This is a genomic window from Stenotrophomonas sp. GD03794, from assembly GCF_029842145.1.
Taxonomy (GTDB): Bacteria; Pseudomonadota; Gammaproteobacteria; order Xanthomonadales; family Xanthomonadaceae; genus Stenotrophomonas; species Stenotrophomonas riyadhensis.
Genome location: NZ_JAOCFV010000003.1, coordinates 180,744 through 205,180 on the forward strand (window position 1 = coordinate 180,744; position 24,437 = coordinate 205,180).

Genomic DNA, 24,437 nt, shown 5'->3' on the forward strand with positions numbered 1-24,437 from the left:
GTAGGTCAGTGGCAGGTTTACGTGCAGCAGTTCTTCATCGTCGCGGTGCTGTACGGCTTCGCCATGCTCCTGCCTGCTTCGCATCACGCGAAGATCCTGCGCACCGCGATGGGCGCAGGCGGGCACGTTGCCATGGCCGCGTCGTTCGGTATCGCCATCGGTACGGGCGTCATCTGTGCCACGGCTTTCCTTGCAGCGGGCATGCTGGGAAACCGCGGCCTGTGGACGCTGGCGATGCAGTGCGCGGGCTGCCTCCTGCTGCTGCGCCTGGCGGGCATGTGCCTGCGCGACGCCGGCTTGACCCCGTTCTCTCCGCTTTCCCTGCAGATGCCCTGGGGCCTGCGCGCCCGCTCCCGTTGGCCGCACGCCGAAGCAGGATGCCTGCTGGCGCTCGCCAGCAGCAGCGACTGGATGCTGCAGTTCGCGATTGCAGCCCTGGTTACCGGCCTCGTCGCCGACACGGGCACCCAGGCCGCTTACGTGGCCTGCCTGAGTGGCGTCGCACTGTCGCTCGGCCTGCTGATGGCGTGGCTCGGCAGCCATCCGCGCTGGGCGCAGGGGTGTTGCCGATTGCTTCCATGGCTGGAGCATGCCGCGGGCCTGCTGATCGGGGCAGTGTCGGTGGCGTACCTGGCAGGTGCACTGGGTACGACCCTGGTCTGGGCAAGCATTACGGGGCAGGTGCAGCTGCCGGAATCGATCCCCGCCACAAGCCAGGTGCAACCGGCTTCAACATCGCGGCGCGGCCGGGGCATGCCATGCGCGTTGCCGCATTGCCGCGCTCGTCGCAGCAGTCCGCCCTGATCGAGACATCGAGAACCAAACCCATACCTGGCTGGCGCCCCCAGCGCGCCCGCAACAGCAGTCCTCGGGTTTCATACTCTTAGGCCGATGTTCGCACGGACAATCGTCACAACGCTTCGGAACCCACCACGAGATGAGCATGCACAGTAGTTACCCTGATGATCCGTCCGGCTCGATCGTCGAAAGGATCGACATAGCACCGCTTGGAGCAGGGTCTTTGGAGGGAACAACCTTCACGGTGAAGGACAATATCGATCTGGCGGGTCATAAGACCTCCTATGGCAGCCCGGCCTGGCGGGCCAGGCATCCTGCGCCGAAGCTCAATGCGCTTTGCGTCGATCAGGTATTGGCTGCGGGCGCGCGCTGCGTAGGCAAGGTCGTCGCGGACGAATTCACGTATAGCCTCGACGGCGAAAGCCAATTCTTCGGCACGCCGGTGAATGCCAAGGCTCCAGATCGCATTCCCGGCGGCTCTTCAAGTGGATCTGCAGCGTCGGTCGCCAATGGCGTGGCCGATTTCTCCATCGGCACCGATTCGGGCGGCTCGATCCGTGTTCCTGCGAGCCTGTGCGGCATCTGGGGCATGCGCCCATCCCTGCACCGGATTTCCGAAGCCGGCGTGCTGCCCTTCATGCCGAGCGTCAGCACGGTGGGCGTCGTTGCTGCATCATTGAACCTGCTCGATGCAGCGACACGGGTTTTGCTGCGCAGCAGCTCAAGCCAGCCGGCGCCGCTGCAACGTATCCTGGTCCTCGCCGATGCGCTGGACATTGCTGACGAAGCAGTGAGAAACCAGGCGGATGCCGCCTTGCAGGCGATCGCCACCCGCACCGGCATCGTGCCGGAGACAGTCCGCTTCTCGCAGATCGTCGGCGCGGACGTTCCGCTAGTCGATTGCAATGTGAAGGCGCTGCGGAATCTGCAGACGGCCGAATTCCAGAGCACGGTCGGCAACTGGATCGAAACACACAAGCCCGAGCTTGGCTTTGCCTTCTCCATGGCGTATGGAAATGTGCAATCGTTCGACCGGCTTACCGCACTCGACAGCATCACCCGCTGCGAATGGTTCTTCGAGAGGATCAATGCTTGCCTCATGCCCGGAACCGTCATCTGCTTCCCCACGACGCCGGTCATTGCCCCCCTCAAGGGATCGCTGACGACGCTGGAGGCCGTGCTGGACTTCTACGATAGGACAATGGCGATCACCGCCTTTTCCGGTGTCGCGCGGCTGCCAGAGATTTCCATGCCGTTGCTGACTATCGACAATTGCCCGGTTGGACTCTCTGTTGCCGCCGGTCACTATCAGGATGAATTCCTGCTGGCCTCAGCCAGGCAGATGATAGAAGGAATTGCATAAGTCGAATCCCGTCGCTGAAAGGTCCCCTCGTCGAGTTCCACATCGAGGTAGGTCCCCCAGCGACCGCCTAGCGCACATCAATCAGCACGGCGCCGTAGGCCAGGCGCTCACGTGGGGGAAAGCTCTTCGATGCTCGAGGCCGCATTGCCGGGCACGTGGCGCCGGACCGCCTCGACCGGTATCTGCGAACACGGGGGATTGCCGGCCAGCGGCCGGCGCTACCACAAACAAGAAAGGCGGCCCTGCGGCCGCCTTTTCCTGAATCACTTGCCCTTGACGTGCTTCATCAAGCGCCGCTTGGCCTTGACCTGCCGCTCGGTGAGGACATTCTTCTTGCCCTCGTACGGGTTGGTGCCCTCGCGGAAGATGAAGCTCACCGGCGTGCCGATCAGCTTGAAGCGCTTGCGGAAGAAGTTCTCCAGGTAGCGCTTGTACGATTCCTGCAGTTCCTTCAGGCGCGTGCCGTGCACGATGAAGGTCGGCGGATTTGCCCCAGCCGGATGCACGTAACGCAGCTTGGAGACGTGGCCGCGGATGGTCGGCGGCGGGTTGGTCTCGTACGCCACTTCCAGCGCCTTGTTCACTTCGCTGGTGGTGAAGGTCTTGTTCGCCGATTCGTGCGCGCGATGCACTGCACGGAACAGCTCGCGCAGGCCCGAGCCATGCTTGGCCGAGATGCGCACCGACTCGGCCCACGGCACGAAGCCCAGCTTCAGCGACAGCATGGTTTCAGCCTGCTCGCGCTGGTACTCGGTCAGGCCATCCCACTTGTTGATGGCAATGACCAGCGCGCGGCCGGCGTCGAGCACGGCACCGAGCACGGTGGCGTCCTGGTCGGTCACGCCTTCGGTGGCGTCGAGCATCAGCACGGCCACCTGGCACTGCTCGATCGACTGCATGGTCTTGACCACCGAGAACTTCTCGACGACCTCGTCCACGCGCGAACGACGGCGCAGGCCGGCGGTGTCGATCAGGCGGTATTCGCGGCCGTCACGCTCCAGGTCCACCGCGATCGAGTCGCGGGTGGTGCCCGGCACGTCGGAGGCGATCATGCGCTCCTCGCCGAGGATGCGGTTGACCAGGGTCGACTTGCCCACATTCGGGCGGCCGACGAAGGCGATGCGGATGCGGTTCGGATCGTTGTCCAGCTCTTCGCCGCTGCCTTCTTCCGGCAGGCGCTGGATCACTTCGTCCAGCAGGTCGTCCAGACCCTGGCGATGCGCGGCCGACACGGTCAGCATCTCGCCGAAGCCGTAACGGGCGAATTCCGAACGCACGGTGTCCTCGTCGGTGCCGTCGATCTTGTTGATCAGCAGCAGCGTCGGGCGCGACAGCTTGCGCAGCCAGGCCAGGATCTCGTCGTCCATCGCCGACGTTCCCTCACGGGCGTCGACCACGAACAGGATCAGGTCGGCTTCCGCCGCAGCGGCGCGGGCCTGGCGGGTGGTAGCCCCTGCCAGTCCCTCTTCCTCTTCCGCGATACCGCCGGTGTCGACGACGAGGAAATGATTGTCCTCGTCCAGACGGCAGACACCGTAGTTGCGGTCGCGGGTGACGCCGGGCTGGTCATGGACCAGCGCGTCACGGGTGCGCGTAAGCGCATTGAAAATAGTCGACTTGCCGACATTCGGCCGTCCAACCAGGGCGACCAAAGGCAGCATCGCGATTACTCCAATTTTTAATTTGCCAACCGGAAGGCGGTCAGCTTGCCATCAACGTTCTGCACCAGCAGCACCCCGTCTACGACGACTGGCTGGGCCAACAGGGCGTCGCCGCCGCTCTTCGCCCGTGCCGCCATCGCACCATCGGAGGTCTTCAGCCAGTGCACGTATCCCTTGTAGTCGCCGACGACCACGTAATCACCCTGCAGAGCCGGGCCGGTCAGCGAACGACGCGCCAGCTCGGTCTGCGACCACATGGCAGCGCCGGTCGCCTTGTCCAGGCCGAACACGCCACCCTTGTTGTCGGTAACGAACACATTGCCCGACGACACCGCCACACCACCTGCACCGCCATGGTCACGCGCCCACAGCGGGCGACCGGTCGGGCCTTCGATGGCCATGGTCTGGTTCTTGAAGCTGCTCACGAAGAGGGTGTTGCCCTCCAGCACCGGGGCGCCATCGACGTCGGCCATGCGCTCCAGCTCGGTACGGCCTTCGCCGTTGCCGAGGTTCTGCTCCCACAGGGTACGCCCATCCTGCATGGCGAGCGCGGCAACCGCGCCTTCGTCCTTGCCGATGAACAGCACGCCCGGGCCGGTGACCACCGGGGCGTTGCCGCGCACGGTCAGCGCCGGCAGTTCGCTCGGGTTGAACCACTTCTGGGTGCCGTTGCCGGCATCGAAACCGGTGACGCGGCCATCGTTGCTGCGCACGAAGACCAGGCCCTGGGCCACGGCCGGTGCGGCAATCACTTCACCCGGGACACGGGCGCGCCACTTCTCGCTGCCATCGTTGATGTCCAGGGCAATGACCTGGCCATCCAGCGTGCCGATCACGACCAGGTTCTCACCGACACCCGGGCCGCCGGACAGGCGCAGCTTCGGCTTCTTCTTTTCCTTCTGCGGCTCCCAGGTCCAGACCTTCTTGCCGGTCTGCAGGTCGATGGCGTGCACGCCACCGGTGATCGCCGCAGCGAACACATGGCCGTTGGCCACGGCCGGGCCCTGGCGCACGCCGATGCGGCGCTCACCCTTGCCGAGGTTGACCGACCAGATCTTGTTGACCTTCACGCTCGGCTCGAACTTGACCAGCTCAGCCGGCTCCTGGGCCTTCTTCGCCGCCGCGTCCTTGCCGGCGAACCAGCCCTTCATGGTGCTGCAGCCGGTCAGGGCCATGCCCATCAGGAGCACGGTGGCGACGCGGGTGATCATGACCTTCTGACTCATCAAACCGACTCCGCAGGGGCGGCGACCGTGCCGCCGGCATCCATAACCTTGGTTTCCAGCAGGCGCCGCTGCGGCGCTGCCACGTCCAGCGACTTCAGCGCCTTCTCGTACTGTGCACGGGCGTCATCACGCTTGCCCTGCGCCAGCAGCGCATCGCCATGGATTTCCAGGCTGCTGCTGTCGGTGGCGCTGCCCAGCAGCTTGATGGCTTCGTCGCTCTTGCCGGTGGCCACCAGCAGGCGGGCCACACGCTGGTCGACCACGCGCTGCAGGTCACCTTCGACCTTCACGCCGCGCAGGGTGGCCAGCGCTTCTTCATTCTTGCCGGCGTCGACCTGGGCCTTGGCCAGCTGCAGCGCCGCGAGGTCGCCATAGATGCTGGACGGGCCGGCTTCGAGCGCCTTCACTGCCTTGGCGGCATCGTCGAGCTTGTTCTGCTGCAGGCCGACCAGCGCCTTCTGGTACTCGACATTGGCCGAGGCCAGCTTGCCGCCCTGATCCTTCTGGTACCACTGCCAGCCGGCAATGGCACCGATCGCGATGGCTACGCCACCGAGGATGCTGGCGCCATTCTTCCGCAGCCAGCTGCGGACGCGTTCACTTTGTTCGTGCTCGTCGAGCAGATCGTCGATCGCCATGCGTACTCTCGCCCCGCCCGTCGGGAGGGACCATTGGGTTTAATCGAAGGTGGTGAAACCGCGCCTCAGTGCGAAACCGGGACTACGGAGCCTTCAGAGGATACCTGAAAGCGTGCCACGTTGGCTCGCTGGTAGGGGGTCAGATCGACGATAGCGCCGTTCTGCTGAACCTGGACCGCCGAGGCGTTGCCCAGGGTCACCCGGGTTACCTGGCCCGGGGTGAAGCTGCGGCTTTCGCCGGACTTGATCAGTGCCTTCTCGACGGTGGCACCATCCGGGCCGCCGATGTCGACCCAGCTGTCGCCGCTGAACTGCATCTCCAGCGTGTTGCCGACCGCGGCCGGCGCGGGCGCCGAACGCGGCACCGGGGCCAGCGAGGCAACGTACGGGGTCGCGGCCGGCTTGCTGGCCGGAGCGCTGGCCACGTCAGCCGGCGCTGCCGGCTCCACCCCTGCGGCGGACGGGGTCACCGGCACCGCAGCCGGGATCGCGTCCAGCGAGGCGGTGCTTGGCGACGGGGTGGCGCTGCCATCGAAGTGACCACGGGTGGCGAACCACACCGGCACGGCCAGCACCGCGGTGATGCCGACATAGAGCATGCGCCGACCGAGGTTCTCGGCAATACGGCGCGCGCGCGGGGTATGGGTATGGCTGACCAGGGTGGGCGGAACCACCGGCCCGACCTGGGCCTGCTCCAGCAGCTGCCCCACGTCCACGTTGAGCAGGCGCGCATAGCTGCGCAGCTGGCCGCGCACGAACACCGGCGCGCCGAGCTTCTGCCATTGTTCTTCTTCCAGCGACCTGACCACCTGGACCGGCATGCGCAGGCGCGAGCCGACATCTTCGAGGGTCAGTCCGGCCGCCTCGCGGGCCTGGCGCAGGCGGGTGCCGCAGCCGGCCGCAGTCTCGAGAGCGCTCACAGTCTGGTCATCAATCACAATGCATCAACCCTGGAGTTAGGAGCCCGCTTCCTGCGGAAATTCCTGTCGAATCCGCTGAAGATAACGATCAGATGCCGCCCGATCGCCCAGCCGCGCTTCGATTTGAGACGCAAGTTGTAACACGGAACGCGTTGCGGGTGCAGCCGCAATCCTACGTTCGGCGAAGGCCCGGGCCTCCATGTAGCGGCCCTGGCGGTAGCTCAGCTGGGCCATCGCCTCCAGCGCAACGGGGTTGCCGGGCAGTGTCGCCAGTGCTGCGCGCAGGTCGCGCTCGGCACGCTCGAACTGGCCCGCGTCCAGCGCACAGCCGCCGGCATTGGCCTGTGCTTCGGCCGCCGTGGCATAGCCCGGCGCCTGCAGCGCACGGTCGAACCAGATCAGCGATTCGGCCGGTTGGCCCTGCTGGCACAGCCAGGCACCGTAGTTGTTGAGGATGTCGCCGCGCTGCGGCGCCAGCTCGGCAGCCCTGCGGAAGTTCTCGCCGGCCTGCTGGATACGGCCGCGGCGTTCGTCGATGCCGGCCAGCAGCACCAGGCCGTCCGGCGCATCCGGGGCCAGCTTCTGCGCCTCGCGGACCTTGCGCTCGGCGGCGTCGAGGTTGCCAACCTGCATGTCGCGGGCTGCCAGGGCCAGCAGATCCTGCCAACGCACCTGGCGGCGTACGCTGTCCGGATCACGGACCGAGTACACCGGCGCCATGCTGGGGCCCACCTTGGCCTTGGAGTGGGATTTGCAGCCGCCGACCGAAACGGCCAGCACGCCTGCGAACAGGACCAGCCAGAGGCGGTCAGGCCGCGGCATCGCTCCCCTTCCCCGCCTGCAGCGACTTGTTGAACTCCGCCTGGCGGCGGGTGCGGTCCATCACCTGGCCCTTGAGCTGGCCGCAGGCGGCGTCGATGTCGTCGCCACGGGTGCGGCGGACCATGGTCAGCACATTGCTGTCCAGCAGGATCTTCTGGAAGGCACGGATGTGCGCTTCTTCCGAACGCTCGTAGCGGGTGCCCGGGAAAGGATTGAACGGGATCAGGTTGACCTTGCCCGAATCCTTGGCCTGCACCGCGTTGTCAAACTGGCGCATCAGGCGGGCCAATTCGCGGGCATGCTCGGGCTTGTCGTTGATGCCCTTCATCAGGGTGTATTCGAAGGTGACCGATTCGCGGCGCTTGTTGGCGCGCAGGTAGCGTGCGCACGAGGCCATCAGCTCGGCGATCGGATACTTCTTGTTGAGCGGCACCAGCGTCTCGCGCAGCGCATCGTTCGGTGCGTGCAGCGACACCGCCAGCGATACATCGCTTTCGGCAGACAGGCGGTCGATCTGCGGCACCAGGCCGGAGGTCGACAGGGTCACGCGCTTGTTGGCCAGGCCGTAGCCCAGATCGTCGCGCATCACGCTCATGGCGCGCACGACGTTGTCGAAATTCATCAGCGGCTCGCCCATGCCCATCATCACCACGTTGGTGAGGCGGCGCATCTGGTGCGGCACGTTGCCCAGGTGGCGTGCGGCAACCCACACCTGGCCGATGATCTCGGCGGTGGTCAGGTTGCGGTTGAAGCCCTGGGTGGCGGTGGAGCAGAACGTGCAGTTCAGGCCGCAACCGACCTGCGAGGACACGCACAGCGTGCCGCGGGTCTTGTCCGGGATGTACACGGTCTCGATGGCGTTCTTGCCATCCACGCCCATCGCCAGCAGCCACTTGTGGGTGCCGTCGGCGGAGGGCTTGTCGAACACGATGTTGGGAACCAGCACCTCGGCATGGGCCTGCAGCTTGGCGCGCAGGACCTTGCCGAGGTCGGTCATTTCATCGAAATCGGTGACGTAGCGATGGTGGATCCACTTCATCACCTGATGGGCACGGAACTTCTTTTCGCCGAGGACGTCGACGAAAAACTTCTCCAGGCCCGCGCGATCGAGGTCGAGCAGGTTCTGCTTGCCAGCCGTGGGTGCCGACTTTGGCAGCGGCTGGATGGCGGGGGACTGTACGACCTCGTTCACGGCATTACTCTCAGCGCGAGACGACTTCGGTGGCGGCGAAGAAGTAGGCGATTTCAATCGCGGCATTCTCGACCGAGTCCGAGCCGTGGGCGGCGTTGGCATCGATGGATTCGGCGAAGTCGGCGCGGATGGTGCCCGCAGCGGCTTCCTTCGGGTTGGTGGCGCCCAGCAGGTCGCGGTGGGCCAGGACGGCGTTCTCGCCTTCCAGGGCCTGGATCATCACCGGGCCGGAGATCATGAACTCGACCAGCGCGTTGAAGAACGGACGCTCGCGGTGCACGGCGTAGAAGCCTTCGGCTTCACGGCGCGACAGCTGCTTGTACTTGGCGGCCACGACCTTCAGGCCGGCCTTCTCGAAGCGGGCGTAGATTTCGCCGATGACGTTCTTGGCAACGGCGTCCGGCTTGATGATCGAAAGGGTGCGCTCCAGCGCCATGGGATGTCTCCAATGGAATCGGGCCGCTGATGGCCCGAAGGGTAACATGAAAAAAACCCGCGTCGGGACGCGGGCTTAGCCTGATAAACGTAGGCGAATTGTAAAAGATAAAGCGGCAGGGTGGTAGTGCCGGCCGCTGGCCGGAAACCTCGTGGCGGCCGGGGTCGGATCCCCGAACGGGGTTCTGACCCCATTCGGAGCCTCCCGCTGGGGTCGGAGCCCCGTTCGGGGATCCGACCCCGCCCACCCCATTCACCCACCTGAGTGAAATCTGACCGGGCCAAGCATCTTTGCTGCACTGCAAAATGCCATACGCCACCGTCTGGTCCTAGTATCAAACAATCGTTTGATTAAGGTCCGCCCGCCGATGGCCAAACCCGCCCACTTCTCGACCAAGGACCGCATTCTCGGCGCGGCCGAGGAGCTGTTCGCACAGCACGGCTTCGCCGGCACTTCGCTGCGCCAGGTGACCAGCCAGGCCGACGTCAACATCGCTGCGGTCAACTACCACTTCGGCTCCAAGGAGAATCTGGTCAACGAGGTGTTCCGCCGCCGCATGGACGAGATGACCGGCGCGCGCCTGGCGCAGCTCGAGCGCGCCCGCAGCGAACACCCCGGGCAACTGCGCCCGGTGCTGGCCGCCTTCGTCGAACCGGCGTTGGCACTGGCCCAGGACCGCCAGAACGGCGGCGCCTTCGTGCGCGTGATCGCCCGCGCCTACGCCGAGAAGAACGACAACCTGCGCAAGTTCCTGTCCGACCACTACGGCCACGTGCTGCGTGCGTTCGGCAAGGCCATCGGCGAGTGCGTGCCCGACCTGAGCAAGGAAGAGCTGTACTGGCGCCTGGATTTCCTGGCCGGCTCGCTGACCTATGCCATGGCCGACTTCGGGCTGATCAAACGTCCCGCCGGTGTCACCGAAGCGGCGCATCGTGCCCATGCCGCCCACGAACTGATCCATTTCGCCGAAGCCGGGTTCCGCGCCGCCGCTCGCGCCAGCGCCCCGCCCGCTTCCCTTTGATTCCACCCAGTAACTGCTGACCAACAAAGGCCCTACACCATGTCCAATTCCCTGCTAGTCCGCCGCGCCGCCGTGCTGGGTGCCGGCGTCATGGGTGCCCAGATCGCCGCCCACCTCACCAACGCTGGCGTCGACACCGTGCTGTTCGACCTGCCCGCCAAGGAAGGTCCGGCCGACGGCATCGTGCTGAAGGCGATCGCCAACCTGGGCAAGCTGAGCCCGGCGCCGCTGGCCAGCAAGTCGCTGGCCGAAGCCATCACCCCGGCCAACTACGAGTCCGGCCTGGAGCAGCTGAAGGACTGCGACCTGATCATCGAGGCCATCGCCGAGCGCATGGACTGGAAGCAGGACCTGTACAAGAAGATCGCGCCGTTCGTGGCCGACCACGCCGTGCTGGCCTCCAACACCTCGGGCCTGGGCATCAACAAGCTGGCCGACGTGCTGCCCGAGCAGCTGCGCCACCGTTTCTGCGGCGTGCACTTCTTCAACCCCCCGCGCTACATGCACCTGGCCGAGCTGATCCCGGCCACCACCACCGATGCCGCCGTGCTGGAAGGCCTGGAAGAATTCCTGGTCACCACCCTGGGCAAGGGCGTGGTGTACGCCAAGGACACCCCGAACTTCATCGGCAACCGCATCGGCGTGTTCTCGATCCTGTCCACCATCCACCACACCCAGCAGTTCGGCCTGGGCTTCGATGAAGTGGACGGCCTGACCGGCCCGCTGGTCGGCCGCCCGAAGTCGGCCACCTACCGCACCTCCGACGTGGTCGGCCTGGACACCATGGCGCACGTGATCAAGACCATGGGCGATACCCTGCCGAACGACCCGTGGCATGAATTCTTCAAGTCGCCGAAGTGGCTGGACGCGCTGATTTCCAAGGGCGCGCTGGGCCAGAAGACCGGTGCCGGCATCTTCCGCAAGGTCGGCAAGGACATCGTGGTACTGGACCTGGAGAAGCAGGACTACCGTCCGGCTGACCGCGCCGCCGCCCCGGAAGTGGTCGAGATCCTGAAGATCAGGAACCCGGCCGAGAAGTTCGCCAAGCTGCGCGAGAGCCAGCACCCGCAGGCGCAGTTCCTGTGGGCGACCTTCCGCGACCTGTTCCACTACAGCGCCTACCACCTGGCCGACATCGCCGAGACCGCGCGCGACGTCGACCTGGCCATCCGCTGGGGCTACGGCTGGTCGCTGGGCCCGTTCGAAACCTGGCAGGCCGCCGGCTGGAAGCAGGTTGCGCAGTGGATCGCCGATGACATCGTCGCCGGCAAGAGCATGAGCAACGCCCCGCTGCCGGACTGGGTGTTCGATGGCCGCGATGGCGTGCATGCCGCCGAAGGCAGCTACAGCCCGTCGCGCAACGCCAAGCTGCCGCGCTCGTCGCTGCCGGTGTACCAGCGCCAGCGTTTCCCGGATCCGCTGCTGGGCGAGACGTTCGCGCCGGGCGAGACCGTGTTCGAGAACGACGGCCTGCGCATGTGGCACGACGGTGATGGCATCGCCGTGGTCAGCTTCAAGACCAAGATGAACACCGTGTCCGACCAGGTGCTGGACGGCCTGCAGGAATGTGTCAGCCGCGCCGAGAAGGACTTCCAGGGCCTGGTGATCTGGCAGCAGAAGGAACCCTTCTCCGCCGGTGCCGACCTGGCCGGCGCGCTGGGCCTGCTGCAGGCCGGCAAGGTCGACCAGTTCGAGGAAATGGTCGCCAACTTCCAGCGCACCAGCCAGCGCATCAAGTACTCGCTGGTGCCGGTGGTGGCTGCGGTGCGCGGCCTGGCCCTGGGTGGTGGCTGCGAATTCCAGATGCACAGCGCCAAGACCGTGGCCTTCCTGGAAAGCTACATCGGCCTGGTCGAGGCCGGCGTCGGCCTGCTGCCGGCCGGTGGTGGCCTGAAGGAACTGGCCGTGCGCGCCTCGCAGGCCGCCGGTCCGGGCGGTGACGTGTTCGCCGAACTGAAGAAGACCTTCGAAACCGTGGCGATGGCCAAGGTGTCCAACTCGGCGGTCAACGCCAAGGAACTGGGCCTGCTGCGCAGCACCGACAAGGTGGTGTTCAACAGCTACGAGGCCCTGCACATCGCCAAGGCCGAAGCGCGCGCCCTGGCCGAAGCGGGCTATCGTCCGCCGCTGCCGGCACGCCGCATCCAGGTGGCCGGCGACGTGGGTATCGCGACCTTCAAGATGATGCTGGTCAACATGCTGGAAGGCCGTTTCATCAGCCCGTACGACTACGAGATCGCCGAGCGCATCGCCACCGTGCTGTGCGGCGGCAAGGTCGACCGCGGCACCCTGGTCGACGAAGAGTGGCTGCTGACCCTGGAGCGCAAGCACTTCGTCGAACTGGCCCAGCAGGAAAAGACCCAGGCCCGCATCGCGCACATGCTGAAGACCGGCAAGCCGCTGCGTAACTGATTGATGGCGGGTGCCGGCCCCTGGCCGGCATCCCTCTGCCTCTGGTAGGTGCCCACCTTGGTGGGCACACCGGCAAAACCAATTCGAGAGATCACTGCAATGACCAAGCAAATCCAGGACGCCTACATCGTCGCCGCCACCCGTACCCCGGTCGGCAAGGCGCCCAAGGGCATGTTCCGCAACACCCGCCCCGACGACATGCTTGCGCACGTGCTGCGCAGCGTCGTCGCCCAGGCCCCGGGCGTGGACGTCAACCGCATCGATGACGCGATCATCGGCTGCGCCATGCCGGAAGCCGAGCAGGGCATGAACGTGGCGCGCATCGGCGTGCTGCTGGCCGGCCTGCCCAACACCATCGCCGCACAGACCGTGAACCGCTTCTGCTCCTCCGGCCTGCAGGCCGTGGCGCAGGCCGCCGACGCGATCCGCCTGGGCAACGCCGACCTGATGCTGGCTGGCGGCACCGAGTCGATGTCGATGGTGCCGATGATGGGCAACAAGATCGCGATGGCGCCGAGCGTGTTCGACAACGACCACGTCGCCATCGCCTACGGCATGGGCATCACCGCCGAGAAGGTGGCCGAAGAGTGGAAGGTCTCGCGCGAAGACCAGGATGCCTTCGCCCTGGCCTCGCACCAGAAGGCCATGGCCGCGATCCAGAACGGCGAGTTCAAGGACGAGATCAGCCCGTACGAGATCGTCTCGCACCTGCCGGACCTGGCCGATGGCCAGCGCATCATCACCCGCAACAAGATCGCCGACACCGACGAAGGCCCGCGCCCGGATTCCTCGGCTGAAGGCCTGGCCAAGCTGCGCCCGGTGTTCCGCAACGGCCAGTTCGGCGGCACCGTCACCGCTGGCAACTCGTCGCAGATGAGCGACGGCGCCGGTGCCGTGCTGCTGGCCTCGGAACAGGCGATCAAGGACTACGGCCTGACCCCGCTGGCCCGTTTCGTCAGCTTCTCGGTGGCCGGCGTGCGCCCGGAAGTGATGGGCATCGGCCCGATCGCTGCGATTCCGAAGGCGCTGAAGCAGGCGGGCCTGACCCAGGACCAGCTGGACTGGATTGAACTGAACGAAGCGTTTGCCGCGCAGTCGCTGGCGGTGATCCGCGATTGCGGCCTGGACCCGAGCAAGGTCAACCCGCTGGGTGGCGCGATTGCCCTGGGCCACCCGCTGGGTGCGACCGGCGCGATCCGTACCGCGACCCTGCTGCACGGCCTGCGTCGTCGCCAGCAGAAGTACGGCATGGTGACGATGTGCATCGGCACCGGCATGGGCGCGGCGGGTATTTTCGAGGCGCTGTAAGGTTCAAAGCGTTGCCGGCTGATTGCTGGTTGGCTGTGGGGCCCGGGCGGGTGAGACTGCCCGGGACACGCCGTAAACCCGTCCCTGGGGGCTTGGCAGCGGCATCCATGCCGCTGACAGTCCCGGTCAGCCTCACCCACCCGCGCCAGCCAACATTCCACGCGGCGGAGGGATGAGCAAAGGCAGGGGCAAAGGCTGGGGTCAGAGCCCTTTGCGGCGCAAAGGGATCTGACCCCAACAAGCAAAAAAGGCAGCCATCGGCTGCCTTTTTTGCTTGTGCTTCTGCCTTTGATTCCGCCCTTCCCGTCCGCGCCGCACGGAAACTGTCGAGAGGGGGCGGATGGCCCTCTCCAAAACCGTTGGCGCCATGGATGGCGCCATCGAGCACCATGGAAGGGCTTTGGCGTGTTTTGGAGAGGGCCATCCGCCCCCTCCCCCACGTATCAATCAAGGCGCAGCACGGAGCGCTTGATAAACCTTATTCCGCCAACATCGCCGTCAGTTTCTCCCGCGCCGGGCCGGCCAGCTTCGGGTTGTCCAGCGCGAAACGGATCGTCGCCTCCACCAGCCCCAGATGCGTACCGCAGTCGAAGCGGGTGCCCTCGAAGCGGTAGGCATCGACCTCTTCGGTCTTCAGCAGCTGCGCGATCGCATCGGTCAGCTGGATCTCGCCACCGGCACCACTGCCAGTCTGCTCCAGCAGCTCGAAAATCTTCGGGCTCAGCACATAACGGCCAACCACCGCCAGGTCGCTCGGCGCGTCCTCCGGCTTCGGCTTCTCCACGATCTGCGAAATGCGGCCCTTGCGGCCGTCGAACGCATCAGTGGCAACGATGCCGTAGCTGGCAGTCTTGTCGTGCGGCACGTCTTCAACGGCGATCACGCTGGCACCACTGGCCTCGTTGAGGTCAGCCATCTGCTTCAGCGCACCGGCACCACGGTTCCAGATCAGGTCATCCGGCAACAACACCGCGAACGGCTCGTCGCCAATCACGGCCTTGGCACACAGCACTGCATGGCCCAGGCCCAGCGCTTCGGCCTGGGTTACGAAAACCGCGCGCACGCCATTGGGCAGCACGTGGCGGATCAGCTCCAGCTGCTCCTGCTTGCCGGCACGCTCGAGCTTCTGCTCCAGTTCGTAGGCTTTGTCGAAATAGTCAGCGACCGCGTGCTTGTAGCGGTTGGTGATGAACACCAGCGTGTCGCAGCCCGCTTCGATCGCTTCATCCACGGCGTACTGGATCAGCGGTCGATCAATGATCGGCAGCATCTCCTTCGGAACCGTCTTGGTTGCTGGCAAAAACCGCGTCCCCAGTCCTGCGACGGGGAAAACCGCCTTGCGAATTCGCTTGCTCATTGGTGCCTGCTGGCCTCACGTGCCGGAAAAGGCACGACTTTAGCGGATGAAATGTAAGCATCCTGTTCGATCGGAGAGAACTCCGGCATCGTCGCGAACAGGATTTCCTGGATGGTGGTCACGTCGTAACCGGCGACGGCATCGCGCAGGCGCGGGACATTGCCCAGCACCAGGTCGCGCGCGAACGTGCGCACCCCTGCCTCGAGAATCTTCGGGTGTGCCGTCGAACGATAGTCCTCGTCCGAATAGAACAGCGTCTCGTGCAGCTTCTCGCCCGGACGCAGGCCGGTATAGATGATCGGGATGTCCTTGTACGGCTGCTTGCCGGCCAGACGGATCATCTGCTCGGCCAGCACCCGGATCGGTACCGGCTCGCCCATGTCGAGGGTATAGATGGCGCCGTGCGACGCGGACGCGGCAGCCTGCAGGATCAACTGGCAGGCCTCCGGAATGGTCATGAAGTAACGGCTGACTTCCGGATCGGTCACGGTCACCGGCCCGCCGCGCAGGATCTGTTCGCGGAACAGCGGCACCACGCTGCCGGCCGAGGCCAGCACGTTGCCGAAGCGCACGGTGACGAAACGGGTGTGCGTGGATTTCTGGTCCAGGCTCTGGCAGATCATCTCCGCGTAGCGTTTGCTCGCACCCAGTGCATTGACCGGATCGACCGCCTTGTCGGTGGAGATGAACACGAAGTGCTCAACGCGGGCCTCGAGGCAGGCACGGGCCACGTTCTCGGTGGCCAGGATGTTGTTGCGCACCGCTTCGCGCAGCTGGCGCTCCAGCACCGGCACGTGCTTGTAGGCAGCCGCATGGAAGGCGGTGTCGACCGGGTGCAGCGACAGGGCGTGGCGGATCACCGCCGGGTCACCGCAGTCACCCAGCACTGCTTCGATCTCGACATCGGGGAAGCTGCGCCGCAGCTCGCCTTCGATGGTCAGCAGCAGCAGTTCGCTGATCTCCAGCAGGATGATGCGGCCGGCACCGTGACGCGCGCACTGGCGGCAGAGCTCGGAGCCGATCGAACCGCCGGCACCGGTGACCATCACGGTACGCCCGCCCAGCCAGCCACGGATCAGGTTCCAGTCCGGCATGATCGGCTTGCGGCCAAGCAGATCCTCGATCGCCACTTCCTTCAGCTGCCCCGGCAGCGACTGGCCCTGCAGGATGTCGCTGAGCTTGGGCACGGTGCGGAACGGCACGCCCGTACTCTCGCAGATGGCAACGATCCGCTGCATGCCGGCGGCGTCCAGCGAAGGAATGGCGATCACCAGCAGCTTGGCTGCGGTCTCGCGCACCACCGTCGGCGCATCGTCCAGGGTGCCGAGGATCGGCAGTCCCTGCAGCTTGGCTCCGCGCAGGTGCGGTGCGTCATCCAGCAGGCCGACCGGTTCGAAGTTGCCGGAGCGGCGCAGGTCACGGACCAGGGTTTCGGCCGCCTGGCCGGCCCCCAGGATCAGCACCCGCCGTGCGGACGAATCCGATTGCAGCGACTGGTAATCCTTCCAGGCCCGGTAGAGCAGCCGCGGCGCGCCCAGCAGCGCCGACAGCGCAAACGGGTAGATCACCAGCACCGACATCGGCACGCCATCGAAGCGCTTCCACATCAGCACCAGCACGATGGCGACCATGCCGATGAAGCTGGCCTTGAAGATGTTCAGCAGGTCGCTGACGCTGGCAAACCGCCACAGGCCGCGATAGAGGCCGACACGCCAGAACACCAGCCCCTGCAGCAGCAGCACCAGGGTGGTATCGACATTCCAGAGGGGAAGCTCGGGCGCATTGGGGAGGATCGAGTACCGCCCCGCGTGGAGCAGCTGCCAGCATGCCCAGACCATGAACAGGTCGTGGCAGACGATCGCCGAACGCGGCATCACGCCGAGAATTCTGTCCCGCCAGGGTGAAGCCATAAGTCAGGTAGTTCCTTGTCGGTGACGCAATCCATTGCGCAGGAAGAGCCAGAGGGCGCTCAGCGCACTGAACCACGCGATCGCCACGACAGCCTCCCACCTCGGCTGCAAATTGGAGCAGACATTAAGCACTGTAATACTGAACAGGCCCAAAGCAAAGTACATCCCTGTGACCTGGGCATGACTGGCTCCTGCCTGCACCGCCCGCTGGTAGACATGCTGGGTATGGGGTTCCATCCAGCGTTGTCCGGAAATGATGCGCGCCAGCAACGTGAAGCCCGCGTCCACGAGGAATGCCGAGGCCGGCACCAGCAGCAGGATCCAGTGGATGTCGGTCTGCACGCTGGCCAGTGCGAGTACTGCCGCCACCGCGTAGCCCAACGCGCCACTTCCGACATCGCCCATGAAGATCCGCGCCCGCGGGAAGTTGAACGGCAGGAAGCCCAGGCAGGCCAGCCCCAGGGCCACAGCCGCGAGCGAATACGGCCAGGGCAGCACCGGCGCCAGGCCCAGCGCCACCACGATGGCCTGGCTGGCGGCAATGCCGTTGATCCCATCCATGAAGTTCCAGATGTTGATCAGCGAAGCGGTGAACAGCAGCACCAGAGCGGCCAGCAGCCAGCTGCCGCCATGCAGCTTGACCAATGCGGCCAGCAGGGCGGCAGCGATGAAGTGCACCAGCAGGCGGCGCATGGCCGGCAGCGGCCTGTGGTCGTCCCACCAGCCGATGCCCGCCACCAGCACCAGCCCCAGACTGGCAACCAGCAGGCTCGGCGCCGATTCGGGCCAGATCCACATTGCCACGCCTGCAGTGACCAGGAGACTGATGACAATGGCGATGCCGCCGCCGCGCGGGGTCGCCACGCTATGGCTGCGACGTTCGCCCGGCTGGTCCATCAGCTGCTGGCGCAGCGCATAGCCGCGCGCGGCCCACGTCAGCGCCGCACTCAGCAGGGCCAGCCCCAGCAGCGCGCCCATCACGAGCCACGGCATGGATCAGAGCACCGCGTAGTTCAGCAGCGGCTTGACCGTGCCCCACTCCTTGCAGCTCGGGCACTGCCAGTGATGGGTGCGCGCACCGAAACCACAGCGGGTGCAGCGGTAAGCGGGATTGCGCACCAGCAGCTGGTCGGTGATGTGCTTGAGGTCGTGCAGGGTGGCAGTGGAATCGGCGCCCTCGGCCAGCGTCAGGTCGATCAGCGCGGACTCGCCACGCACCGACGGACGATCCTTGAGCTGGCGACCGAGGTAGGCACGGGCCGGGGCCACGCCCTCCTGCTCTTCCATCAGGCGGGTCAAGGCCAGCACCGGCGCAATGCCACGGTAGTGCTCGGTCATCTCCGACAGGAATGCCCGCGCGCCCCCCAGATCACCCACCTTGCGATAGTTCTGCATCAACGCCGGCAGCAGCTCCGGCAGGTACTCGGGGTCGTTGCGCGCGGCGCGCTCGAACGCACGCACCGCGGCTTCGGCGTTGCCCGCATCCGTCTCCAGGCGCCCTTCGATGATGCCCGCGCGTACCGACATGGCGTCGGCCTGGTAGGCACGGGCGATCGCCGCCCTCGCCTCTTCCAGCTTGCCGGCACCGCGGAAACGCTCGGCCAGCTCGCATTCGAACTGCCCGATCAGCTTGCCCATCGGCTCGCCGGTCACCTCTTCGAAACGGGTGGCGTTGTCAATCGCCTTTTCCCAGTCACGCTCGGCCTGGTAGATGCCGATCAGATGCTTCAGCGCCTGCGGAGCACGCTGGTCCAGCTGCGCCAGCTCGGTGAACACGGTCTCGGCACGGTCCAGCAGGCCGGACTTCATGTAGTCCTCGCCCAGCGCCAGCAGAGCCTGCACGCGCTGCGCATCGCTCAGGTCATGGCGGTTGACCAGGCCCTGATGCAGGCGGATGGCGCGATCCACTTCACCACGACGGCGGAACAGGTGGCCCAGCGCGACCTGGGTTTCGAAGGTTTCCTTGTCCAGCTCGGCGATGTGCAGGAACAGCTCGATGGCCTTGTCCGGCTGCTCGTTGAGCAGGTAGTTCAGACCGCGGAAGTAGGTGCTGGACAGGCGGCTGACCTGGTTGTCACCGTGACGTTGACCGCCGCGTCGCCCGATCACCCACCCGGCCAGTGCGGCCAACGGAACGAACAGGAAGAACCAGAACCACTCGGTGACGAAATCCATCTTCGATCAACGTCCATCAAAAGATTGGGGGGAAACACCCGCGGCCGGCGTGGCCGCCACGGACTTGTTGGCGCGGCGCAACTGGCTGTAAAGCGGAATGACCACGCTCACCAGCACCAGGCCAGCACCGACCACGACACCGATCAGCAGGGCAGCAATCAGCGCCACACCGACGGACGTGTTCAATTGGGTAAACAGCAGGTTGATCGACATCGCGGTCATGTTGACCGCACCAATGATCAGCCCAAGGATCAGGACCGCCAGCAGGACCAGCAGACGAAAAACCTTCATGCGACAGCTCCAGTGGCAGGAGTCCGTAGCTTATCCGACTCGCGGCTGGATTCGCACGCGGTGGCGCGACGGGGCTCAGGCCGGATCAGCATCCAGCGGCAGCACACTGCTGACCCGCTCGCGCAGTTCCTTGCCCGGCTTGAAATGGGGGACATGCTTGCCCGGCAGGGCAACCGATTCGCCGGTCTTGGGGTTGCGACCCAGGCGCGGCGGACGATAGTGCAGCGAGAAGCTGCCAAAACCACGGATTTCGATGCGATCCCCGGCGGACAGCGAGCCGCCCATCATTTCCAGCAACGACTTCACCGCCAGATCGACATCATCGGCCTTCAGGTGCGCCTGGCGGCGCGCAAGGATTTCGATCAGTTCGGATTTGGTCATTACCGGCTCACATCAGGGGCATCTCAGCCTGAAACGGCCCGGGCAATGCCCGGGCCGTCCAGGAAACAACGAACAGCGTAAGGCCGATTACTCGGACTTGTTGCCGTTCAGCTGTGCACGCAGCAGCGCGCCCAGCTGGGTGGTGCCGCTGGAAGCCGAAGAGGACTGGTATTCCTCCAGCACTTCGCGCATTTCCGCGTCGTCCTTGGCCTTGATCGACAGCTGCAGGGTGCGGCCCTTGCGGTCCATGCCCACGAACTTGGCTTCGACCTTGTCGCCGACCTTCAGGTGCTGGGTAGCGTCGTCAACGCGCTCGTTGGCGATGTCGCGAGCCGACACGTAGCCTTCGATGCCGTCGGCCAGTTCGATCACGGCGCCCTTGGCGTCGACTTCCTTCACCACGCCTTCGACCTTGGAGCCCTTCGGATTGGCAGCCATGTACTGGCCGAACGGATCCTGCTCCAGCTGCTTCACGCCCAGGGAGATGCGCTCGCGCTCCGGGTCGACGGCCAGGACGACGGCGTCCAGGGTATCGCCCTTCTTGAAGTTGCGAACGACGTCTTCGCCGGTGGTGGCCCAGCTGATGTCGGACAGGTGAACCAGGCCGTCGATGCCGCCGTCCAGGCCGATGAAGATGCCGAAGTCGGTGATCGACTTGATCTGGCCCGACACCTTGTCACCCTTCTTGTGGGTGGCAGCGAAGGTTTCCCACGGATTGGCGGCAACCTGCTTCATGCCCAGCGAGATGCGGCGACGCTCTTCATCGACGTCCAGCACCATCACTTCGACTTCATCACCAACCTGCACAACCTTGGACGGGTTGACGTTCTTGTTGGTCCAATCCATCTCGGAGACGTGCACCAGGCCTTCGACGCCCGGCTCGATCTCAACGAACGCACCGTAATCGGTGACGTTGGAGACCTTGCCGAAGACGCGGCTGTTGGCCGGGTAACGACGGCCGATGTTGTCCCACGGATCCTCGCCCAGCTGCTTCAGGCCCAGCGAAACGCGGTTGCGCTCGCGGTCGAACTTCAGCACGCGGACGTCCAGCTCGTCGCCGACGTTCACGACTTCCGACGGGTGACGCACGCGCTTCCACGCCATGTCGGTGATGTGCAGCAGGCCGTCGATACCGCCCAGGTCCACGAACGCGCCGTAATCGGTCAGGTTCTTGACGACACCCTTCAGGATCGCGCCTTCCTGCAGCTTGTCCATCAGCTGCTCGCGCTCTTCCGAGTGCTCGCTTTCGACGACAGCGCGGCGCGAGACCACGACGTTGTTACGCTTGCGGTCCAGCTTGATGAGCTTGAACTCGAGTTCCTTGCCTTCCAGGTAGGCCGGATCGCGCACCGGGCGCACATCGACCAGGGAACCCGGCAGGAAGGCGCGGACATCCTTGATGTCCACGGTGAAACCACCCTTGACCTTGCCGCTGATGCGGCCGGTGATGGTTTCGTTCTTTTCCAACGCTTCTTCCAGCTCGTCCCACACCATCGCGCGCTTGGCCTTCTCGCGCGACAGGACGGTTTCGCCGAAGCCGTTCTCGATCGAGTCGAGGGCGACCTTGACGATGTCGCCTTCGGCGACGTCGATTTCGCCAGCGTCGTTACGGAACTGTTCGATCGGCACGATGCCTTCGGACTTCAGGCCAGCGTTGATCACCACGACGTCGCCGCGGACTTCAACAACGGTACCGCTGACGATGGCGCCCGGCTTCAGCTTGGCCAGGTTGGCCTGGCTGGCTTCAAACAGTTCGGCAAATGATTCGGTCATTAGATTTACTCTGTTGGACACATGGGTCGGTGGCGTCCCCTTCAGGGGAATGGCGACCGCCCGCCTGTTGGTCGACCCCGGAAATGCAGGTCGTGTGTAGTAGGAAAACCGCCACGCATCATTGCGCGACGGAGCTGGTACAGCACTGCTATGCGCGACCACCGCCGATGCTGCTGGCAGTGCTCCCGCGCGAACGGATCAGGCAGCCGGAACCGGAAGCAGATCCATCACTCTGGCAACGACATCTGCGATGCCGATGCCTGTGGTGTCGATGAGGACAGCATCGTCTGCCGGCTTCAGTGGCGCCACGGTACGCTGAGCATCACGGGCGTCGCGGGCCATGATCTCGCGCAGGAGGTCATCAAAGTTAACAGAAACCCCCTTGTCTTTCAACTGCTTATGCCGGCGCTCGGCGCGCTCCTCGGCACTGGCGGTCAGGAAGACCTTGTAGGGGGCGTCCGGGAAGATCACCGTGCCCATGTCGCGGCCGTCGGCGACCAGGCCCGGCAGCTCCCTGAATGCGCGCTGGCGCTCCTTCAGGGCAGCCCGGACCTCCGGGATGGCGGCAATGGCCGAGGCCAGCGCGCCGGTGGTCTCCAGGCGCAGCTCGTCGGTGGCGTCGGTGCCGTTGACCATGACCCGCATGGCCTCGCCCTGCTCGACAAACTGAACGTGGGTATCAAAGGTGCAGCGGACCAGCGCCGAGGCATCCGAGGTATCGATGTCGGCCCAGCTCGCGGCCACGCCCACCGCCCGGTACAGCGCGCCCGAATCCAGGTAATGCCAGCCCATCCGGCGCGCGACGATGCGGCTGATGGTACCCTTGCCGGCCCCGGATGGGCCGTCGATGGTCAGGACGGGAGCGAGTGGATTCATGGGGGTCCCAGAGCGTGTGAAGGGGTCATTCTAGCCCCTGCCAGACGCCCCCAGCGGGATCTTTTGTGCAACCACTTGAAACCACGAGGAAAAGCCCGGTAGAATGGCGGGCTTGAACGAGCGTCAACTGCCGATTGTCTTTCGCATATCGCGGCCACGCTCCACCCGAACAACTACTGTTTACGCCGAGGTATGCCATGAAAGTCCTGTCCTCCCTGAAGTCGGCGAAGGCCCGTCACCGCGACTGCAAGGTCGTCCGTCGTCGCGGCAAGATCTTCGTCATCTGCAAGTCGAACCCGCGTTTCAAGGCGCGTCAGCGCTAAGCCCAACAGCCCTCGCGGCTGCGGCTGGCCCTACGCGGGGCCGACCCGATGCAAGAAACCGCCTTCGGGCGGTTTTTTGTTTATGCGGCTTTTTCCTGCCGTTTTTGCTGTAATCGCCTTTCTTGACCACTGGGGAGTAGATCGAGATGAAGCGTTACCTGTCCGCCCTGGCCGTGATGGCCACCCTGGCCGCCGCCACGCCGGCGTTGGCCGATACCCTGCTTGTCGACCGTGCCCGCGAGAAGCCGGCCGGTGCCCTGCCCGTGCGCGGCCAGAGCATGCAGCAGGTGCAGGCGCAGTTCGGCGCGCCGAGCGAACAGCTGCAGCCGCGTGGCGGGCAGAAGCGGCAATGGCCGACCATCAACCGCTGGGTGTACCCGCAGTTCACCGTCTACTTCGAGAAGCAGAAGGTGATCGACGTGGTGGCCAACCAGGCGGACCCGAACGAAATCGGCCCGAAACCGCCGATCCGTTGATCCCTTTACCCGCCGTGGGCGGGCCTGTGTAGCGAGACCATGAACCAGACCCTTCGTTTTCCTGCCGAGTGGGAAGCCCAGAGCGGCGTCCTGATTGCCTGGCCCACCGCCGACACCGACTGGGCCGACCGCCTGGGCCAGGTGGAAGAGACCTACATCGCCCTGGTCGCGGCCATCACCCGCTTCCAGCCGGTGCTGATCTGCGTGGCCGACGACGATGTGGAGACCTATGCCGAGATGCGGCTGCGCTCCAACCGCATCGACATGGACAAGGTCCACTTCACCACGGCGGCCTACGACGATACCTGGCTGCGCGACTCCGGCCCGATCACCCTGCGCCGCGCCGACGGCGGTTTCCAGCTGCTGGATTTCCGCTTCACCGGCTGGGGCGGCAAGTTCGATGCCACCCTGGATGACCAGCTGGTGGGCGTACTGGACCAGGCCGGCGTGTTCAACGACGCGCCGGTGCGCAGCATCCCGTTCGCGCTGGAAGGCGGCGGCATCGAGACCGACGGCGAAGGCACCCTGCTGACCACCTGGAAGTGCCTGCACGAGCGCCACCCGGACCGCGACCGCGCCAGCCTGAGCGCCGACCTGGCCGACTGGCTGCAGCAGGACCGCGTGCTGTGGCTGGACCACGGCTACCTGGAGGGCGACGACACCGACGCGCACATCGACACCCTCGCCCGCTTCGCCTCGGCCGACAGCATCGTCTACCAGGCCTGTGACGACGAGAGCGACTCGCACTACGCCGAACTGCAGGCGATGGGCAACGAGCTGGCCGCACTGCGCACCAAGGATGGGCAGCCGTACCGTCTGTTCCCGCTGCCGTGGGCACAGCCGGTGATCGACGAAGGCCGCCGCCTCGCTGCGTCGTACGCCAACTACCTGATCGTCAATGGTGCGGTGTTGATGCCGGCCTATGGCGACCCGGCCGACGACCTGGCCCGCGATGTGCTGGCCCAGGCGCACCCGGGCCGCGAGATCGTGCAGGTGCCCTGCCGCTCGCTGATCTGGCAGAACGGCAGCCTGCACTGCATCACCATGCAGCTGCCGGAAGGGTTGTTGAAGGCCTGAG

23 protein-coding genes are annotated in these 24,437 nt (G+C 65.5%); 8 read left to right on the forward strand and 15 right to left on the reverse strand.

The window, feature by feature from the left end:
- Nucleotides 1-21 precede the first annotated feature (21 nt).
- Both N5D91_RS03250 and N5D91_RS03255 read left to right on the forward strand, forming a co-directional pair.
- A complete protein-coding gene (locus tag N5D91_RS03250) occupies nucleotides 22-804 on the forward strand; it encodes a lysine transporter LysE (RefSeq protein ID WP_180855396.1) in 783 nt (260 codons plus the stop codon).
- 139 nt (nucleotides 805-943) lie between these two features.
- Nucleotides 944-2,161 carry an amidase family protein gene (locus N5D91_RS03255; protein ID WP_180855395.1) on the forward strand — a complete coding sequence of 406 codons (1,218 nt, stop codon included), beginning with the start codon at nucleotides 944-946 and terminating at the stop codon, nucleotides 2,159-2,161.
- Nucleotides 2,162-2,424: 263 nt separating this feature from the next.
- Here N5D91_RS03255 and der read toward each other — a convergent pair whose 3' ends face one another.
- The 7 genes from der to ndk all read right to left on the reverse strand — a co-directional run bounded on the left by der (nucleotide 2,425) and on the right by ndk (nucleotide 9,056).
- Entirely contained in the window at nucleotides 2,425-3,822 is a 1,398-nt protein-coding gene (gene der, locus N5D91_RS03260) for a ribosome biogenesis GTPase Der (RefSeq protein ID WP_014036905.1), read from the reverse strand.
- Nucleotides 3,823-3,839: 17 nt separating this feature from the next.
- The gene (bamB, locus tag N5D91_RS03265; RefSeq protein WP_110712031.1) at nucleotides 3,840-5,048 is read right to left on the reverse strand and encodes an outer membrane protein assembly factor BamB; all 1,209 of its coding nucleotides are present in this window, start codon (nucleotides 5,046-5,048) and stop codon (nucleotides 3,840-3,842) included.
- Complete coding sequence (locus N5D91_RS03270) at nucleotides 5,048-5,686, reverse strand: tetratricopeptide repeat protein (protein WP_094001816.1); 639 nt, start codon at nucleotides 5,684-5,686, stop codon at nucleotides 5,048-5,050. The genes bamB and N5D91_RS03270 overlap by 1 nt, the downstream gene beginning before the upstream one ends.
- A gap of 65 nt (nucleotides 5,687-5,751) precedes the next feature.
- A complete protein-coding gene (locus N5D91_RS03275) occupies nucleotides 5,752-6,624 on the reverse strand; it encodes a RodZ domain-containing protein (protein ID WP_164161818.1) in 873 nt (290 codons plus the stop codon).
- Between the two features lie 18 nt (nucleotides 6,625-6,642).
- A complete protein-coding gene (gene pilW / locus N5D91_RS03280) occupies nucleotides 6,643-7,428 on the reverse strand; it encodes a type IV pilus biogenesis/stability protein PilW (protein ID WP_180855394.1) in 786 nt (261 codons plus the stop codon).
- Nucleotides 7,415-8,620 carry a 23S rRNA (adenine(2503)-C(2))-methyltransferase RlmN gene (rlmN, locus tag N5D91_RS03285; RefSeq protein WP_110712028.1) on the reverse strand — a complete coding sequence of 402 codons (1,206 nt, stop codon included), beginning with the start codon at nucleotides 8,618-8,620 and terminating at the stop codon, nucleotides 7,415-7,417. Before rlmN ends, pilW begins: the two co-directional genes overlap by 14 nt.
- Before the next feature lie 10 nt (nucleotides 8,621-8,630).
- Nucleotides 8,631-9,056, reverse strand: coding sequence for a nucleoside-diphosphate kinase (ndk, locus tag N5D91_RS03290; RefSeq protein WP_008265389.1), 426 nt, complete (start codon nucleotides 9,054-9,056; stop codon nucleotides 8,631-8,633).
- A 367-nt stretch (nucleotides 9,057-9,423) separates the two neighbouring features.
- Here ndk and N5D91_RS03295 point away from each other — a divergent pair, with 367 nt between their 5' ends.
- The 3 genes from N5D91_RS03295 (at nucleotide 9,424) to N5D91_RS03305 (ending at nucleotide 13,797) form a co-directional block, all read left to right on the forward strand.
- A complete protein-coding gene (locus N5D91_RS03295) occupies nucleotides 9,424-10,077 on the forward strand; it encodes a TetR family transcriptional regulator (protein WP_180855393.1) in 654 nt (217 codons plus the stop codon).
- Nucleotides 10,078-10,116: 39 nt separating this feature from the next.
- Complete coding sequence (locus N5D91_RS03300) at nucleotides 10,117-12,489, forward strand: 3-hydroxyacyl-CoA dehydrogenase/enoyl-CoA hydratase family protein (RefSeq protein WP_049440713.1); 2,373 nt, start codon at nucleotides 10,117-10,119, stop codon at nucleotides 12,487-12,489.
- A 99-nt stretch (nucleotides 12,490-12,588) separates the two neighbouring features.
- Entirely contained in the window at nucleotides 12,589-13,797 is a 1,209-nt protein-coding gene (locus N5D91_RS03305) for an acetyl-CoA C-acyltransferase (protein ID WP_005409292.1), read from the forward strand.
- Between the two features lie 478 nt (nucleotides 13,798-14,275).
- On the opposite strand, the gene galU is transcribed toward N5D91_RS03305, so the two are convergent.
- From galU to cmk, 8 genes are all read right to left on the reverse strand, one after another.
- Nucleotides 14,276-15,154 carry a UTP--glucose-1-phosphate uridylyltransferase GalU gene (gene galU / locus N5D91_RS03310; RefSeq protein WP_110712026.1) on the reverse strand — a complete coding sequence of 293 codons (879 nt, stop codon included), beginning with the start codon at nucleotides 15,152-15,154 and terminating at the stop codon, nucleotides 14,276-14,278.
- On the reverse strand, nucleotides 15,151-17,064 hold the full coding sequence (locus tag N5D91_RS03315) for a nucleoside-diphosphate sugar epimerase/dehydratase (RefSeq protein ID WP_110712025.1): 1,914 nt from the start codon (nucleotides 17,062-17,064) through the stop codon (nucleotides 15,151-15,153). The genes galU and N5D91_RS03315 overlap by 4 nt, the downstream gene beginning before the upstream one ends.
- Before the next feature lie 3 nt (nucleotides 17,065-17,067).
- On the reverse strand, nucleotides 17,068-18,057 hold the full coding sequence (locus N5D91_RS03320) for a glycosyltransferase family 4 protein (protein ID WP_180855392.1): 990 nt from the start codon (nucleotides 18,055-18,057) through the stop codon (nucleotides 17,068-17,070).
- Between the two features lie 3 nt (nucleotides 18,058-18,060).
- Nucleotides 18,061-19,239 (reverse strand): lipopolysaccharide assembly protein LapB, encoded by a 1,179-nt coding sequence (gene lapB, locus N5D91_RS03325; RefSeq protein WP_110712023.1) that lies wholly within the window; start codon nucleotides 19,237-19,239, stop codon nucleotides 18,061-18,063.
- Nucleotides 19,240-19,245: 6 nt separating this feature from the next.
- Nucleotides 19,246-19,530 carry a lipopolysaccharide assembly protein LapA domain-containing protein gene (locus tag N5D91_RS03330; RefSeq protein ID WP_049447858.1) on the reverse strand — a complete coding sequence of 95 codons (285 nt, stop codon included), beginning with the start codon at nucleotides 19,528-19,530 and terminating at the stop codon, nucleotides 19,246-19,248.
- Between the two features lie 75 nt (nucleotides 19,531-19,605).
- A complete protein-coding gene (locus tag N5D91_RS03335) occupies nucleotides 19,606-19,911 on the reverse strand; it encodes an integration host factor subunit beta (protein ID WP_005409286.1) in 306 nt (101 codons plus the stop codon).
- A gap of 87 nt (nucleotides 19,912-19,998) precedes the next feature.
- Nucleotides 19,999-21,684, reverse strand: a complete 1,686-nt coding sequence (rpsA, locus tag N5D91_RS03340; protein ID WP_049447857.1) for a 30S ribosomal protein S1 — start codon at nucleotides 21,682-21,684, stop codon at nucleotides 19,999-20,001.
- A gap of 198 nt (nucleotides 21,685-21,882) precedes the next feature.
- Nucleotides 21,883-22,560 carry a (d)CMP kinase gene (gene cmk, locus N5D91_RS03345; protein WP_065199123.1) on the reverse strand — a complete coding sequence of 226 codons (678 nt, stop codon included), beginning with the start codon at nucleotides 22,558-22,560 and terminating at the stop codon, nucleotides 21,883-21,885.
- Between the two features lie 197 nt (nucleotides 22,561-22,757).
- On the opposite strand from cmk, the gene ykgO reads away from it, so the two are divergent.
- The 3 genes from ykgO to N5D91_RS03360 all read left to right on the forward strand — a co-directional run bounded on the left by ykgO (nucleotide 22,758) and on the right by N5D91_RS03360 (nucleotide 24,436).
- Nucleotides 22,758-22,883 (forward strand): type B 50S ribosomal protein L36, encoded by a 126-nt coding sequence (ykgO, locus tag N5D91_RS03350; protein WP_005409283.1) that lies wholly within the window; start codon nucleotides 22,758-22,760, stop codon nucleotides 22,881-22,883.
- Between the two features lie 146 nt (nucleotides 22,884-23,029).
- Nucleotides 23,030-23,359: a hypothetical protein gene (locus tag N5D91_RS03355; protein WP_005416228.1), complete on the forward strand. Its 330-nt coding sequence runs from the start codon at nucleotides 23,030-23,032 to the stop codon at nucleotides 23,357-23,359.
- Nucleotides 23,360-23,398: 39 nt separating this feature from the next.
- Nucleotides 23,399-24,436 carry an agmatine deiminase family protein gene (locus N5D91_RS03360; protein WP_005413039.1) on the forward strand — a complete coding sequence of 346 codons (1,038 nt, stop codon included), beginning with the start codon at nucleotides 23,399-23,401 and terminating at the stop codon, nucleotides 24,434-24,436.
- Nucleotide 24,437 lies beyond the last annotated feature (1 nt).

Coding starts and splice junctions, on each gene's coding strand:
- N5D91_RS03355 (WP_005416228.1), top strand. CDS start 23,030: ATGAAGCGTTACCTGTCCGCCCTGGCCGTGATGGCCACCCTGGCCGCC.
- galU (WP_110712026.1), bottom strand. CDS start 15,154: ATGAGCAAGCGAATTCGCAAGGCGGTTTTCCCCGTCGCAGGACTGGGG.
- N5D91_RS03255 (WP_180855395.1), top strand. CDS start 944: ATGCACAGTAGTTACCCTGATGATCCGTCCGGCTCGATCGTCGAAAGG.
- N5D91_RS03300 (WP_049440713.1), top strand. CDS start 10,117: ATGTCCAATTCCCTGCTAGTCCGCCGCGCCGCCGTGCTGGGTGCCGGC.
- ndk (WP_008265389.1), bottom strand. CDS start 9,056: ATGGCGCTGGAGCGCACCCTTTCGATCATCAAGCCGGACGCCGTTGCC.
- ykgO (WP_005409283.1), top strand. CDS start 22,758: ATGAAAGTCCTGTCCTCCCTGAAGTCGGCGAAGGCCCGTCACCGCGAC.
- N5D91_RS03270 (WP_094001816.1), bottom strand. CDS start 5,686: ATGGCGATCGACGATCTGCTCGACGAGCACGAACAAAGTGAACGCGTC.
- N5D91_RS03330 (WP_049447858.1), bottom strand. CDS start 19,530: ATGAAGGTTTTTCGTCTGCTGGTCCTGCTGGCGGTCCTGATCCTTGGG.
- N5D91_RS03305 (WP_005409292.1), top strand. CDS start 12,589: ATGACCAAGCAAATCCAGGACGCCTACATCGTCGCCGCCACCCGTACC.
- N5D91_RS03335 (WP_005409286.1), bottom strand. CDS start 19,911: ATGACCAAATCCGAACTGATCGAAATCCTTGCGCGCCGCCAGGCGCAC.
- bamB (WP_110712031.1), bottom strand. CDS start 5,048: ATGAGTCAGAAGGTCATGATCACCCGCGTCGCCACCGTGCTCCTGATG.
- rpsA (WP_049447857.1), bottom strand. CDS start 21,684: ATGACCGAATCATTTGCCGAACTGTTTGAAGCCAGCCAGGCCAACCTG.
- lapB (WP_110712023.1), bottom strand. CDS start 19,239: ATGGATTTCGTCACCGAGTGGTTCTGGTTCTTCCTGTTCGTTCCGTTG.
- pilW (WP_180855394.1), bottom strand. CDS start 7,428: ATGCCGCGGCCTGACCGCCTCTGGCTGGTCCTGTTCGCAGGCGTGCTG.
- der (WP_014036905.1), bottom strand. CDS start 3,822: ATGCTGCCTTTGGTCGCCCTGGTTGGACGGCCGAATGTCGGCAAGTCG.
- cmk (WP_065199123.1), bottom strand. CDS start 22,560: ATGAATCCACTCGCTCCCGTCCTGACCATCGACGGCCCATCCGGGGCC.
- N5D91_RS03320 (WP_180855392.1), bottom strand. CDS start 18,057: ATGCCGTGGCTCGTGATGGGCGCGCTGCTGGGGCTGGCCCTGCTGAGT.
- N5D91_RS03315 (WP_110712025.1), bottom strand. CDS start 17,064: ATGGCTTCACCCTGGCGGGACAGAATTCTCGGCGTGATGCCGCGTTCG.
- N5D91_RS03360 (WP_005413039.1), top strand. CDS start 23,399: ATGAACCAGACCCTTCGTTTTCCTGCCGAGTGGGAAGCCCAGAGCGGC.
- N5D91_RS03295 (WP_180855393.1), top strand. CDS start 9,424: ATGGCCAAACCCGCCCACTTCTCGACCAAGGACCGCATTCTCGGCGCG.